General features: G+C 57.9%; 8 protein-coding genes. 4 read left to right on the top strand and 4 right to left on the bottom strand.

The features are described from left to right. Window positions 1-141: 141 nt before the first annotated feature. The 4 genes from HNR46_RS18525 to HNR46_RS18510 all read right to left on the bottom strand — a co-directional run bounded on the left by HNR46_RS18525 (window position 142) and on the right by HNR46_RS18510 (window position 8,244). Window positions 142-984 carry a hypothetical protein gene (locus HNR46_RS18525; RefSeq protein ID WP_184021684.1) on the bottom strand — a complete coding sequence of 281 codons (843 nt, stop codon included), beginning with the start codon at window positions 982-984 and terminating at the stop codon, window positions 142-144. Between the two features lie 855 nt (window positions 985-1,839). Further along, window positions 1,840-5,115, bottom strand: coding sequence for a ribonucleoside-diphosphate reductase subunit alpha (locus HNR46_RS18520; RefSeq protein ID WP_184021681.1), 3,276 nt, complete (start codon window positions 5,113-5,115; stop codon window positions 1,840-1,842). 164 nt (window positions 5,116-5,279) lie between these two features. Beyond that, entirely contained in the window at window positions 5,280-6,368 is a 1,089-nt protein-coding gene (locus HNR46_RS18515) for a ribonucleotide-diphosphate reductase subunit beta (RefSeq protein ID WP_184021678.1), read from the bottom strand. A gap of 817 nt (window positions 6,369-7,185) precedes the next feature. Then, the gene (locus HNR46_RS18510) at window positions 7,186-8,244 is read right to left on the bottom strand and encodes a M42 family metallopeptidase (RefSeq protein ID WP_184021675.1); all 1,059 of its coding nucleotides are present in this window, start codon (window positions 8,242-8,244) and stop codon (window positions 7,186-7,188) included. 241 nt (window positions 8,245-8,485) lie between these two features. On the opposite strand from HNR46_RS18510, the gene dnaG reads away from it, so the two are divergent. The 4 genes from dnaG to HNR46_RS18490 all read left to right on the top strand — a co-directional run bounded on the left by dnaG (window position 8,486) and on the right by HNR46_RS18490 (window position 14,593). Further along, window positions 8,486-10,387, top strand: coding sequence for a DNA primase (gene dnaG, locus HNR46_RS18505; RefSeq protein WP_184021672.1), 1,902 nt, complete (start codon window positions 8,486-8,488; stop codon window positions 10,385-10,387). A gap of 101 nt (window positions 10,388-10,488) precedes the next feature. Next, window positions 10,489-12,438, top strand: coding sequence for an RNA polymerase sigma factor RpoD (rpoD, locus tag HNR46_RS21455; RefSeq protein ID WP_184021669.1), 1,950 nt, complete (start codon window positions 10,489-10,491; stop codon window positions 12,436-12,438). Window positions 12,439-12,584: 146 nt separating this feature from the next. Beyond that, on the top strand, window positions 12,585-13,376 hold the full coding sequence (locus HNR46_RS18495) for a rhomboid family protein (protein ID WP_184021667.1): 792 nt from the start codon (window positions 12,585-12,587) through the stop codon (window positions 13,374-13,376). An 8-nt stretch (window positions 13,377-13,384) separates the two neighbouring features. Next, window positions 13,385-14,593, top strand: coding sequence for an aminotransferase class V-fold PLP-dependent enzyme (locus HNR46_RS18490; RefSeq protein WP_184021664.1), 1,209 nt, complete (start codon window positions 13,385-13,387; stop codon window positions 14,591-14,593). Window position 14,594: the final 1 nt, after the last annotated feature.

The following is a 14,594-nucleotide window of genomic DNA, read 5'->3' as shown; positions in this document are numbered from 1 at the left end:
ATGGGTTTTCCGTGTTGGTGTTGTTTGTTCCACACGCCATCGTAACGGATGGCACTACCAACGCGGAGCCCTTTCATGCCTACTGACCCCTTTGAGTCACTGACTGACCCCTTTGACATCCGTAGTAGTAATGTCAAAAAATCAATCACCAAAAACTCCCATTGACACGTCTCCTTGTGCTTGCTTAAGAATTACTTGGCCGCTGATAGTCAATTTCTCAGCATTAAGCGAGGTTTCGATATCCAAAGGAAGACCCCTCTCTTCTTGACCACGCAATCCTCGCACTTTCCCGTATGAGGTAGAATTTATGATCTCAATATCTTTTGTGTAATTCCCATAAGACTGTGGATCCACTGACAATACCCCCTCATTAAAAGCCGATCCAGTGGGATTGGAACCCTCAAACTCCACTGTTACTTTGATCCATGTCACATCGGCCGCCAACCCTTCCCCATCGAAATCAAGAAGCATAAACATATTCCCATGGCTCATTGTTCCTCGAATCTTAAAACGACTGGCGTTTCCATATGATACATGGTGAAGGCATTTCAAGCTGCCATGCCTCGAACCTCGGACATCCCATGACGCCGACTCACCACTCCCCCAGTGTAGAACGCTTGCATGAACGGTGGCTCGCGTCACTCCACTTAGAAAACCTATTGGGAGCCCTAAATAAGTTACATCAGATGGGCTTTCTTTCGCAAAAAACAGCTCAACCCTATGAGTATAAGGTCCAATCTGGACGGGTCCATAAAAATCCGCTTGAGCTAGATCTAATGAATCTTTCACTTGCTGACTTAGAGAAGCGGGACTTTGAGCAAGCTTAGACACGCCTTCAACTCGCAAATTCCCCTTTGCCCCCGCGGAGTCCAAGAGAACATTCAAATCACCTTCAATATCCGTATCCCCTAGAGCCTGTCCGTGAGATATTGAAATTGCATGTGCCAAAAACGCAAGAACAAGACTTGGAAATTTAAATTTCATTGTGAGTAGAGCTCACGACTTGCACTTCTAAACGTCAATCGCAAAAACAAAGTTTCTCTATTCTCGCAGCTACCTCATCGAAAGCCCTTGCTATACGGGCAACAAGACATGACCAGCTCCTGCTCATCAACCGAGCATCAAAGGGGGCAGTCATGAATGGCGCTGCGTTAAGGCGTATTTCGGTCAGAATTAGGTAATGAAAGCCGCCTGAAGTAAAGTAAGCATCTTGTGAATATTCAACCCCTTCTGCCCGACTTCCCGTCGACCACATTTGCCACTTCAAAGCGCGTCCAGAAAGCAACCATCCGCAGCAAGAGGCGAGAGAGGATCGCGAGTCTCCCAGTGGCGACGGGGTAATATTCGAGGATATACTGCCGCCAAGGAAGACGCAGGTCGATGACTGTTGCTACCACACTGACCGATCATCGGTGCTACGACGGACTGCACGCGCTCTACGCCCGTCGGCGGGTGATCGACTGCGCTTGCGCGACATCAAGACCACGCTGAACTTCGTGATGATCAGGGCTCGCGGCGACCTGCACGGGGCGATGGATGAGAGCTTCTGAGCCAAGGTCGGGAAACCGCACAGGTGGTAGCCACTCCTGAGCATTCCCATTGACGGAGGAGGATCGAACCGAGGCCCGGCAGGAACGAGCCAAGAGGGGTGAAACGCAGCCTGAAACCCTCCGCGTTGCTGATCACGACGAGCTTGGGCGACGCTGGCCCGACATTCTTGTTCAGGACGATGCTCGCCATCGCCGGGCCGTCAATTCGTGTGACCAAGGGAGCTCGGGGGGGAAGAAGGGCGGACAGGAGTATCCGCCCTTGATCGAAGGAGTTGGAAACTCCTTCTCCTTACTGGCACGCCTCGCACTCCCCGCCGTTCATCATGGCATCGATGGAGCAGGCCATCTTTTCCTCGGCGGTGTATTCCTTTTTGCCGCCGACGAGGCCGCGGGTTTCCTTTTTCACGGAAATCGTCGCCTTCTCGATGTTGGAGGCCTGCAGCGTGCGGAGGTAGTAGGTGGTTTTGAGGCCCTTGTCCCAGGCGCGGCGATACATGTGGCTGAGGGTCTTCATGTCCGGCTGGGCGAGGAAGAGGTTCACGCTCTGGCTCTGGTCGATCCACTTCTGGCGCCGGGCGGCGGCGTCGACGATGAACTCGTAGCCGACGCCGAAGACGGTCTTGTGCTTCTGCTTGATCGCTTCCGGGATGTCGTCGATGGCATCGAGTTCACCGTCGAAGTACTTGAGCTGGTCGAGCATCTCCTGATTCCACAGGCCTTCCTTCTTGAGGTCGTTGACGAGGGTGCCGTTGAGGACGATGAAGTCGCCGCTCAGGTTGCTCTTCACGTAGAGGTTCTTGTAGTTCGGCTCGATGCACGGGGTGGTGCCCATGATGTTCGAGATGGTCGCGGTCGGAGCGATGGCGAGCACGTTGGAGTTGCGCATGCCGTGCTTAGCGATCTTTTCGCGGACCACGCTCCAGTCCATTTTGCCGCCGCGGGGGACGTCGAGTTCCTTGCCTCGCTCGTTTTCGAGGAGGTCGAGGGTGTCCTGCGGGAGCAGGCCGCGGTCCCACTTGGAACCCTGGTAGGAGGTGTAGGTGCCACGCTCGGCGGCGAGGTCGCTCGACGCGTTGTAGGCGTAGTAGGCGATGGCCTCCATGAACTCGTCGTTGAACTCGACGGCAGCGTCGCTGGCGAACGAGAGGCCACGTTTGTAGAGGGCATTCTGGAGACCCATGACGCCCATGCCGATCGGCCGGTGGCGCGAGTTGGCGGTGGCGGCGGCCTGAGTGGGGTAGAAGTTGATGTCGATGACGTTGTCGAGGGCACGGATGGCGACGGTGATGGTCTCCTTGAGCATTTCATGATCGAGCGCGCCGCTCGGGGTCACGTGGGTGTCGAGGACCACAGAACCGAGGTTGCAGACGGCCGTTTCCTCATCGGAGGTATTCAGGGTGATCTCGGTGCAGAGATTCGACGAGTGGATGACGCCGGCGTGGTCCTGCGGGGAGCGGACGTTGCAGGGATCCTTGAAGGTGATCCATGGATGACCGGTCTCGAAGAGCATCTTGAGCATGCCCTTCCAAAGGTCGATGGCGGGCATCTGGCGGGACCAGATTTTGCCTTCGGCGGCGAGGGCTTCGTACTCGGTATAGCGTTGTTCGAAGGCCTTGCCGTAGAGGTCGTGGAGGTCCGGAACTTCGTTGGAGCGGAAGAGGGTCCAGTGCTCGCGAGCTTCCATGCGTTTCATGAACAGATCGGGAATCCAGTTCGCGGTGTTCATGTCATGGCAGCGGCGACGGTCGTCACCGGTATTTTTGCGCAGCTCAAGGAAGTCCTCGATGTCGTTGTGCCAGCTTTCGAGGTAGGCGCAACCGGAGCCGCGGCGCTTGCCGCCTTGGTTGACGGCGACGAGTTGGTCATTGTGGAGCTTCAGGAACGGAATGATGCCTTGAGATTCACCATTGGTGCCCTGGATGTAGCCACCGGTGCCACGGACGGAAGTCCATGATCCGCCGAGCCCACCGGCCCACTTCGAGAGGAAGGCGTTTTCGGCGATGCCGCGAATCATGATGCTCTCGATCGAGTCATCGACCTTGTAGAGGTAGCACGAGGAGAGCTGGCTATGCAGGGTACCGGAGTTAAAAAGGGTCGGTGTGGACGAGCAGAAGCGGCGGCCCTTGTAGAGGTTGTAGAGGCGGATGACCCAGGATTCGGCGTCCTGCTCTTCGCGTTTGAATAAGCCCATGGCGACGCGCATCCAGAAGAACTGGGGCGTTTCGAGACGCCGCGGTTTGGCGCCGGTTTTGTCGACGATGAGGTAGCGGTCGTAGAGAGTCTGGATGCCGAGGTAGTCGAAATCGAGGTCGGCAGTGGGATCGAAGGCCTCGGCAAGGCGATCGAGGTCGTAGGTTTCGAGAAGGTCGGGATGGAGGCGTTTGATGGCAACGCCGTGCTTGAGGTAGTGCTTGAAGGCCGCTTGGTGGGCGAACTTGAGCTTCTCGATGCCATCGCGCTGAATCGACCAGTCGAGGACTTCTTCGTAGATGTAGGAAAGCAGGATGCGACCGGCAAACTTGGCGAAGTCGGCATCCTTTTCGATGAGCGACTTGGCGTTGAGGATGATGGTGTTTTTGAGGTCGCGCTCTTTGATCTCGGCGCCGATGGAGCGGCGGAGCTCACGTTCGATTTCGGCTTCGGGGATGCAGAGATCGAGGCCAATGGAGGCGAAGGCGATGCGCTTCTTGAGCTCGGTGCCATCCCACATGTTCGACTGGCCGTCATCGGTGATGACGGTGATGAAGAACTCTTGGTTAGGATCCTCGGAGGTGGTTTCTTCGTCGGCGCGAAGGCGAGCGCGTTCGTCGCGGTAGCGGATGTAGTGGGCCGCGGCCTTGAAGTGGCCCTGACGCATGAGTTCCTCTTGGACGAGGTCCTGAACGTCCTCGATGTGGACAAAAGACTGATCCCCGGTGCGGACGCGATCGGTCACGGACTTGGCGACTTCCGCAGCGGGCTCGGGGTTTTCCTTGATGGTGAGGAACGCTTTGCGAACGGCAATTTCGATCTTGGTTTCGGACCAGGGCACGACGTTGCCATTGCGACGGATCAGGCGGACTGGCAAGGCGTGCGGCTGAGTACCGACGGAAATGGAGCCGCCCTGGACCATGGAGCGTCGGAATGCGAGAGACTTGGCCACGTCGTAGGCGTCGTTTTCGAGAAGCGCCTTTTCGATGAGGAGATAGAGGTCGGCCTCGGACAGTCGGAGGCGGCCTCCTTCGTCGAGGGACTTGGTCAGCGAATTGGCAACGGCGTGGGCAACGTCGGAGACAAATTTCCGGTTTTCCTCAGTGAAGATGGCATCGTCGGCCTGTTTGCGGGCGATGAGGAGGTCGGTGAGGGAATGGCCGATGGCATCGGCGACATCTTCGAGAGTGAAGTGGGATTCTTTGTTGCCGCGGAGAACGACGATGTCGGCATTGGGCTTGCGGCGATCTTCCGAAAGGACGGCACGCCAATCGAAGCTTCGGCCCTCGCCCTGAGTTACGGAAGCGTTGGCAAAGCGGTCGGTGATGACTTGCTTGAGCAAGAGGTCTTCGTCGAGGGTGAGGTTGGAATACATGGTCTCGGGTGGCGGTGTGACGATTTGGAGAAGAAAGCGGGTGAACGGGTGGGCTGAGGTGAGCCCGTCTTCAGTTTTCAGGAAGACTGAGTTTGGCGTCGTTGAAGGCTCCGGATAAGCCCCAGAAGCATGGCTGAGATCTCCTCGGATTGGCGGGGAGAGGATCAAAGGTCATCATCATCGACGTCGCCGAGAGCGGAGGCTTTTTGATACTCGGTGACCCGGCCTTCGAAGAAGTTCTGCTCTTTTTTGATGTCCATCATTTCAGCGAGCCAAGGGAAGGGATTGGAAACACCTTCGTTGAGAGGCGCGAGTCCGCAGGATTCGAGACGGCGATTGGCGATGTAGTCGATGTACTGCTCAAATTCGCCGGCATTGAGGCCGATGGCGGAAACCGGCAGGCAGTCGCGGATGAATTCTTTCTCCAAGCGAATGCCTTCGGCCATGGTGGCGCGAAGGTCCTCGCGGAACTCGTCGGTCCAAATGTCCGGGTTTTCATCGACGAGGTCCATGAGCAGGTTGCGGAAGACTTCGATGTGATTCGACTCATCGCGCAGGGTGTATCGGAACATCTGGCCGATGCCGGGGAATTTGTTCTGGCGATAGAGGCTGAGGATCATGCCGAACAGGCCGTAGAACTGGGTTCCTTCCATGACCTGGCCGAACATGAAGATGTTCTTGGCCAGGGCCTGCTTGTTGGCGGTGACGGTGAGGTCGATGTCGCGGCGCAGGCTGCGGGAGTTGGAGACGACGAAGTGGTTCTTGGCCTTGATGGAAGGAACATCTTCGAACATCGCCTCACACTCGTGGGGGTTGAGGCCGATGGAGCTGAGCATGTAAACCAGCGAGTCAGCATGGATGTTTTCCTCGTGAGCGTGGCGACCGAGGACGAGCTTCAGCTCGGGCGCGGTGACCACCTCGCGCACGACGTGGAGGATGTTATCGCCGACGATGCCTTCGGCTGCGGAGAAGTATCCGATGCCCATTTTGATGATCCACCGTTCGACTTCGTCGATTTCATCGGATCGCCACTGCTCGACGTCCTTTTGCATCGGGATATCCTCGGGCTCCCAATGGTTGGCCTTCATCGTCTTGTAGAGATCGTAGGCCCACTGGTATTTGAGCGGGAGGATGTTGAAAAACATCGTGTCCTTGCCGTTGATGACCTTTTTGGCCTGGAAAGCCTGCTCGGCTTTATCGCGATCGAGCACGAAGGTGCGGTTCCCGACGGTGATGGTGGTGGTGGCGGACATGTTGGGTGAAAGAAGGCGGAAATCGGTGGTTTAGCGGGTGTTGCAGGGATCGCTGTGGTGATGGGCGGCCTGCCCGGGCGGCGCGCGCGCAGCGTGGTGGAGATTGCCTGAAATGGTGGCTTTGAGACAAGGTCATTTTGCCCATATGGTATCCACAAATTATTCACACCACTAGATATGGTATCGTTTACCCTCGATCTGCTCCTTGACTTGAGGCCGAGGTCGGCGGGAGGCGAGAATTTTCAAGGGTTTCAGGCGGCTTCAAAAAATCCTACGGACCCCAAGATAGGGGGCGCCTTTTTCCCAAGAGAGGGGCCATCCGAGGGGAATCCGTCGGTTTTTTAAAATGTTAGTTCCAGGGACATGTCGACCCCTTGACCTTCAGCACGTTCCACGAATTTAAAAATTTCCGTAGTTTGATACCTCTGGTTCTAAAATTCGGAAAATCAAAGCCTTGGAGCGGGAGAGCTTGAGCGATCACTCGGTGATATTTTGACATTTTACCGATTGGAGAGGGGGAAATTGGCCTCCTCTGCCAAGCCGGCAGGAAAAAATGCGGAGTTCAAGGGGTCAGGGTGGTAAAGTCCCTGAGAACCCTTAAAAATCAGGGATAAATCAGAGATGGATGGCGGATCGGAAGGACCCCTTCAAAGAAGTCGGCGTGGCGAGAGCGAGGACGAGCCGAGGAGGCCGTGAATCAAGGGACTCAACACCAAAAGCCGCCGCCCACACGAGGTGAACGACGGCTGATTTTCAGGTTTTTGGAGAACGATGGGCGAGAAACGCCTCAGAGGGCCTTTCTCTTTGGAGAAGTGGCTCAGAATTTCCAATCGCCCTGATCGAGGTCGCACAAGCAAGCGGCCAGGAGGTCGATGCAAGCGCGGACGTCGGCCTTCGAGCAGGTTTCGATGGATTGGTGGATGTGGCGGGTGGGGATGGAAACTGCGCCTGCGATGGAGCCGCCAGGGACCATGCGTTGGAGGCCGGCGGTATCGGTGCCGCCAGCTCCGAGGATTTCCGGCTGCCAGGAGATCTGGTGGCGGTCGGCGGTCTGTTTCATGAAGGCCACCATGCGGTAATCACAGATGACGGAGGAGTCCATGAGCTTGATGCCGGCACCTTCACCCAAGGCGGTGCAGCGCTCTTGCGGAGTTGATCCGGGAACGTCGTAAGCGATGGTGGTATCAAGGCCGAATCCGAAGGTCGGCTTGGCTTCGAGGGCCGCCACGTTGGCACCGCGAATGCCGACTTCTTCCTGCACGGTGAAGGCGGCGTAGAAATCGTAAGCCGGAGTGCGGTCGGATTCTTTCAGGCTGCGCAGGGCTTCGAGGAGCACGAAGACCGACACGCGGTTGTCGAGTGACTTGCAGGTGACGCAATCGCCAAGTTCCTGAAGTTCGGCGCAGCGGGTGACAAAGTCTCCCACAGAGACGATTTCCTTCAGCGCCTCGGCCGACATGCCGGTGTCGATGAAGTAGTCGGAGATCTTCATGTTTTTGCCGCGCTCTTCGGGCGACATGATGTGGATTGGCTTGGAGCCGAGCACGCCGAGGACGTCCTTCTTACCATGGATGAGGACGCGTTGAGCGGTGAGGGTCTTGGGATCGAAACCGCCAACGGGGTTGAATCGGACAAAGCCCTTGTCATCGATGTGGGTGACGATGAAGCCGATCTCGTCCATGTGGGCGGCGGCCATGGCGGTTTTTTCCGAGGACTTGCCCTTTTTCAGGGCGATGACGTTGCCCATGTTGTCGACGCGGACTTCGTCGGCGAGTCCTTCGAGTTCGGCGAGGACGAGTTCACGGATTTCCTTTTCAAATCCTGGGGCTCCGGGGGCTTTGCAAATACGGGCGAGAAGATCGACGTCGATGACCATGTTGGGAGGCAAGGGAGCGAATCGGATGCCAATTGGCGAGGGGGAAGATACCTAGAAAGCTTGGAAAATGGGGGTTTGTGCCACTTTTTCGGCTCTAGCAGGGAAATCGGCAAAGCCCCTTGCATACAAGAATGGTTTCCTGTTTGAGGGGTCTCTGGAATGAAAATCTTCCATGACCTGGAAGCGGGGTTGAGTGGGCTTTGACCTTGGAAAGTGGGCGGTGCGTTCTACACCCTTTCCCGTGCCCCAAATTTCCCGGGAAACCGTCGAGCAAGTGCTGGCCGCGACTGACATCGTGGACCTGATCAGCTCGTACATCCCGGTGAAACGGGCGGGGACGCGATTCCAAGCGCTGTGCCCGTTTCACAACGAAAAGACGCCGTCCTTTTCGATCGATCCATCGAAGCAATTTTTCCACTGCTTTGGCTGCAAGAAGAGCGGCGATGCGATCCACTTCGTGCGGGAGTTGGAGAATCTCACTTTTACCGATGCGGTGCGCAAGCTGGCCCAACGGGTCGGGATTGAAGTGGAAGAGCGGACGCTGGATCCACGAGAAGAGCGCGAGCGCCGACAACGGGGGCAGTTGCTGGATCTCCACCGTGAAGCTTCGAGGTTCTTCCACAGTTTGCTTTTGCGATCGCCTGCGGCCGCGCACGCGCGCGAGTATTTGAAGTCGCGGGGTTTTGGCAAAGAGATGGCCGAGCGCTGGGAGGTCGGTTGGGCCCCGGATGCGTCCAAGGTTTTTCTCGACTGGGCCCGTGACAAGGGTTTGCGGGGGCGGGAATTGGTGGATTCCGGATTGGCCCTGCAACGGGAAAGTGGAGGGCTGTATTTGCGTTTCCGGGATCGCCTGATGTTTCCTGTGCGGAATGACCACGGCGACGTGATTGCCTTTTCGGGTCGGCAGCTGCGGGAGGATCCGCGCAGTGGAAAATACATCAATTCACCCGAAACGGCCCTCTTCAAGAAGTCGCAGGTGCTCTTCGCCCTCGACCGGGCAAGGAAAGCCATTCTGGAGCAGAAGGCGGCGTTGATCTGTGAAGGCCAGATGGACGCGGTGGCATGCCATGAGGCGGGACTGGAGCATGCGATCGCCGGTCTGGGGACGGCCTTTACCGCCGAGCACGCGAAACGACTGCGGCGCTACACCAAGGCTGCGGTCCTGTGCTACGATTCGGACAATGCGGGCTTCACCGGTTCGGTGCGGGCATTTCGTGAGTTGGCGAAGGAAGGTCTGGCGGTGCGTGCAGTGCGAATGCCCAAGGGAGAAGACCCGGATTCATACATGCAGAAGAATGGGACGGATGCCTTTCGGGATCTCATTGAGCGCTCCCAGGACTTCTTCGATTTCTTCATCGATCGTGCCCAAGGTGATGGCAAACTGAACGATCCTCAGCAACGGGCGGAGGTTGCCACGGAGTGCGCCTCCATGCTGGCGGAGGTGCCGGATCTGGTGGCGCGAGATGCTTTGCTCAATCACATCGCGACTCGCCTGCGGACGGGTGCGCCGGAATTGCGAGAGGCGGTTCGCCGGGCTGGCCGGAAGCCGAGCTATGCCCGCCCGGAACGCCCCTCGGACTCCCCTGCCCCGGTAGAAGCCCCCCCCCCTGCCCCGCTCGATCGTCGGATCGGCACCTTGTGTTCGCTGGCTCTGGGATCGGCGACGGCGCGAGACTGGTTGGGGGAACAATTTGAGACCCTGCATGAATTGGCGCGTTATTTGGAGGGTGTCGCGATTCTCCAAACGATCCTAACCGGGCGGCCCGATCCTGAATCGCCCGCCTCGATCAACAGCTTTTTGGGAGGGCTGCCCGAACCTCAGCAACGCGCATTGCGATCGGAGCCATCGTTTTCCGATCCATTGCCTGAAGATCCCGTGGCTTCGGCGGAGATCACACTGGCGGATGCCTCGGCCCTGGCACTGGAGCGCGAGGACTCCGAAATCAAAACCCGCCTGGGTGAGCCGACCTTACCCATGGAAGAGCAACTCGCTCTGCTCCAGCGAGCAAAGGAAATTGCCGAACTTTTAAGCAGTCTCCCCGCACGGGCGGTGCGAAATGACCGGTTCGGACCGAGCTCGCGTCGCCCACCCCGGCGCGGGCCCCCAGATTCCAAGGATTTTCGCGACAAAAGAAAATCTTGACGGCTCCCGCGAGCGCAACAATGGTCCGCGCGCGTTTCGGCTCTAGCCGGTCCGCCCAGCTAATAGGTGAGGTCTATCCTCATCTCGCACGCGTCCCGCTCATGTCCTCGAAGAAATCTCCCGCGAAGAAGGCTGCCAAGACAGCCAAAACCGCCAAGCCAAGCGCCGCTTCCAAGGCTCCGGCCAAGAAGGAAGCCGCCAAGGCCACCAAACCAGCTGCCAAAAAATCGGCCCCTAAGCCGACTGAGGAGGAAGAAGTGGAGGTGAAGGCCCCAGCTAAGAAGGCCGCACCGAAGGAAAAGGCCCCCAGCACGAAGGCTCCTGCCGCGAAAAAAGAAGCCCCTGCCAAAAAGGTGGCCGCGGAAAAGAAGCCATCCACCAAAGGCACCAAAGACGCCAAGGGCGCGGAAACGAAGGCTTCCACTTTGTCCGAAGACGAAAAGCGCCGGATCGACACCCCGGAAATCCAGGAAAAGATCCGCGAGCTCATCAAGCTGGCCAAAGAGCAGGAATACCTGACCTACGATGACATCAATGAGATCCTGCCGAACGACCTCGTCGATCCATCCGATGTCGAGGCGATCATGCAGCAGCTCCGCGACATGGAGTTCGACATCATCGACGCCTCCGAGGTCGATCGATTCAAGGACAAGCGCCGCGATTCCGAGGACGACGAGCCGGAGACCAAGGACCAGAAACTCGATATTCTCGACGACCCGGTCCGGATGTATCTCAAGCAGATGGGGCAAGTCCCGCTGCTGACCCGCGAGCAGGAAGTTGAGATTTCCAAGCGCATCGAAGATGCCGAAATCGAAGTGGCCAAACAGCTTCACCTCTTTGGGTTTGTCGCCGAGAGCTACCTCGAACTGGCCGACAAATTGACCAAGGGCAAAGAGCGCTTCGACCGCGTGATCCTCGACAAGAAGATCGAGTCCCGCGAGCGCTACATGAAAACGCTCCCCAAGCTCTGCGATCAGCTCAAGCAACTGCACGAAGAGAACGACGGCATTTTCCGCCAGCTGCAAACGAAGGCTCCACGGGGTAAAAAGAAGCTCGAGGACCAATTCGCCAAGAACCTGCAGACTCTGCACCGCACCTACACGCGATTCTACTACAAGCAGAAGGTCACCGAAGACTTCTGTGAGCAAGTCGAGGACTACCAGCAGAAGTTCTGGAAGTACGGCCGCAAACTTCAGGCGGATCCGAACGACAAGGAATTCGACACCAAAATGCGCGAGTTGCAGCAGAACTGCTGGCACGTGCTGGAAGATTTCGAAGCGACCAACAAACAACTCCGCCACTGGCTCAAGGAAGCCCTCAAGGCGAAGACTGAAATGGTCGAAGCGAACCTGCGTCTGGTGATTTCCATCGCCAAGAAATACACCAACCGGGGCCTTTCCTTCCTCGACCTCATTCAGGAGGGCAACATGGGCCTGATGAAGGCAGTCGAGAAATTCGAGTACCGCCGAGGTTACAAATTCTCGACCTATGCCACGTGGTGGATCCGCCAGGCGATCACTCGCTCGATCGCGGACCAAGCACGGACGATCCGGATTCCGGTGCACATGATCGAGACGATCAACAAGCTGATGCGCGTGCAGAAGCAGCTCGTCCAGGAATACGGTCGTGAGCCTTCACCCGAAGAAATCGCCGAGGAAATTCACCTTCCGGTCGAGCGGGTTCGCGCGGTGCTCAAGATGGCCCAACAGCCGATCTCGCTTCAGGCACCGGTCGGTGATTCGGACGACACCTCCTTCGGGGACTTCATTGAGGACAAGGCGGCGGAAAACCCGATGGAGGAAGCCGGCTTCGCGATGCTCAAGGAAAAGATCAAGGACGTGCTCGACACCCTCACTGAGCGCGAGCGCGAGGTGCTGGAGCAACGCTTTGGCCTCAAGGACGGCTACAGTCGCACGCTGGAGGAAGTCGGCCGCCAATTCCAGGTCACCCGGGAGCGGATCCGGCAGATTGAGGCAAAGGCCCTGCGGAAGATGCGCCACCCCACCCGGATTCGGAAGCTGGAAGGCTTCATCGAACTTCCGGGAATGTAAGACCCGGGAAACCACCGGAACTTTTCTCAAGCCGCTCCCTGAAAAGGGGGCGGCTTTCTTTTGCAGACGCAGGTGGGAAGTCCTGAGGATGGCGGGCCACTGCCTATTTCCCTTGCCCTTGAGCAGCATCACCGGATGCTCCGGGCATGCGTTGGCTCGATCGCCTTGAAACCCGTCTCCACTGGCTCGCTTTCCCTGGGTTGTTCAAGTGGATCACCCTGCTGGGAGCGATCGTGTTTGCTTCCCAATTCGCCAATCCGCACGTCGGGGAATGGATCGCGTTTGATCGCCAAGCGATCCTTCACGGCGAATGGTGGCGGCTCGTTACCTTCATTTTTGACCCGGGATTTGATTTCACCGCCTTCGGTGCGCTCTTTTTCTACTTTGCGGTGCGCATCGCGTTCATGATCGATGATCACATGCAGGCCATTTGGCCCCCTGCGCGGGTGACGCTTTACCTATTGGTGTCGTGGATCAGCCTGGCCTTGGGTCTGTGGTTTTTGCCGAACCAGATGATGGCGCCGGGAGGGGCGGGAAGATTCCTCTATCTCTCAGTTTTCTTCGCCTTCGCCACCTATTTCCCCAAGGTTCAATTTCTTTTGTTTTTCATGATTCCGGTGGAGGTCCGCATCCTCGCCTGGTTCGGATTTGGAGCCCTTCTGTTGGGAACGGTCATGAGTCCCCTGACCTTCCCATTGCTGTTTGGAGTCACCCTTCCCTACTTGATCTGGGTCGCCCCCTCGGTGATCCACCGTCGCAAAACCCTCGGACAAGCCTCCACCCGCCGGAAGAACTTCCAACGCGCCTCCACGCCGAAGGAGCAAGCCTTCCATCACTGCTCGGTGTGCGGGCGAACCGAACACGACGACCCGGCACTCGACTTCCGCACCCAAGAAGACGGCACCGAATTCTGCACCGACCACCTTCCGAAATCCTGAGGCCCACCATGTCCCTTGATCTTGCCCGCATTCGCGCCGAGTTCCCAATCCTCGCCACCGAGGTGAACGGGCGCCCTCTCGTCTACCTCGACAACGCCGCGACGACCCAAAAACCACGTCGCGTGCTCGACGCCTCTCGAGGATACTATGAGTCCCTGAACGCGAACATTCATCGCGGCACCCACCATCTTGCCCGCGCTGCCACTGCAGCCCACGAAGAGGCCCGGGTGACGGTTGCCCGGCATCTTGGCGCCACGTCCCCGGACGAGGTCATTTTCACCGCGGGAACGACGGACGGGCTCAATCTTGTCGCCAACATTCTGCCTGTCCACGAGGGTGATGAGATTCTCATTTCCACTCTGGAGCATCATTCGAACATCGTGCCTTGGCAGTTGCTCTGCGAACGCACCGGAGCCGTGCTCAAGGTGATCCCCTGCGATGATGCCGGCGTGCTCGACCAGGAGGCCTTCCGCCAGTTGCTTTCGGAACGAACTCGGGTGCTCGCGATCGGTTGGGTTTCGAATGCCTTTGGCACCGTGCATCCCATCGTGGAAATGATCGCCGCTGCACGGCAGGTTGGAGCGTTCACGGTAATTGATGCCGCGCAAGCAGCCCCCCATTTCGCGATCGACGTGGCGGCACTCGGAGCCGACTTCCTCGCCTTTTCCGGCCACAAGACTTATGCCCCCACTGGCATCGGCGTCCTGTGGGGTCGCCGGGAATGGCTGGAGTCTCTGCCCCCTTGGCGCGGTGGTGGGGAAATGATCAAGGAGGTGCGCTTCGAGGGCACGACCTACAACGATCCGCCGTTCAAATACGAAGCTGGCACCCCCAATATTGAAGGGGCGATTGCCCTAGCGGCAGCCCTCGAGTGGATTCAGGAAATCGGGCTCGAAGCCTTGCACGCCCATGAAGACGATTTGATCCGCCGGGCCGCTACCCAACTCTCCGCCATTGAGGGCATTCGACTTTTCGGCCCCGAGGACCGTTGTGGGGCACTCTCGTTCGCGATCCATGGGGTTCACCACTACGATCTTGGAACCCTGATCGACCAAATGGGCGTGGCCGTTCGCACCGGGCACCATTGCTGTCAGCCCCTCATGGCTCGCTTTGGGATCACGGGGACCACGCGGGCATCATTTGCCGCTTACAACACTGAAGAGGAAGTCGACATGCTGGCTGAATCGGTGCTCAAGGCCGCCCGGATGCTCCGTTGAG

It is taken from the genome of Haloferula luteola (genome assembly GCF_014201715.1).
Taxonomy (GTDB): domain Bacteria; phylum Verrucomicrobiota; class Verrucomicrobiia; order Verrucomicrobiales; family Akkermansiaceae; genus Haloferula; species Haloferula luteola.
This window is presented reverse-complemented; position numbering and strand designations above follow the sequence as displayed.

What these genes read in the sequence shown, in the direction of transcription:
- HNR46_RS18525 (WP_184021684.1), bottom strand. Translation starts at nt 984, where the DNA reads ATGAAATTTAAATTTCCAAGTCTTGTTCTTGCGTTTTTGGCACATGCA.
- HNR46_RS18520 (WP_184021681.1), bottom strand. Translation starts at nt 5,115, where the DNA reads ATGTATTCCAACCTCACCCTCGACGAAGACCTCTTGCTCAAGCAAGTC.
- HNR46_RS18515 (WP_184021678.1), bottom strand. Translation starts at nt 6,368, where the DNA reads ATGTCCGCCACCACCACCATCACCGTCGGGAACCGCACCTTCGTGCTC.
- HNR46_RS18510 (WP_184021675.1), bottom strand. Translation starts at nt 8,244, where the DNA reads ATGGTCATCGACGTCGATCTTCTCGCCCGTATTTGCAAAGCCCCCGGA.
- rpoD (WP_184021669.1), top strand. Translation starts at nt 10,489, where the DNA reads ATGTCCTCGAAGAAATCTCCCGCGAAGAAGGCTGCCAAGACAGCCAAA.
- HNR46_RS18495 (WP_184021667.1), top strand. Translation starts at nt 12,585, where the DNA reads ATGCGTTGGCTCGATCGCCTTGAAACCCGTCTCCACTGGCTCGCTTTC.
- HNR46_RS18490 (WP_184021664.1), top strand. Translation starts at nt 13,385, where the DNA reads ATGTCCCTTGATCTTGCCCGCATTCGCGCCGAGTTCCCAATCCTCGCC.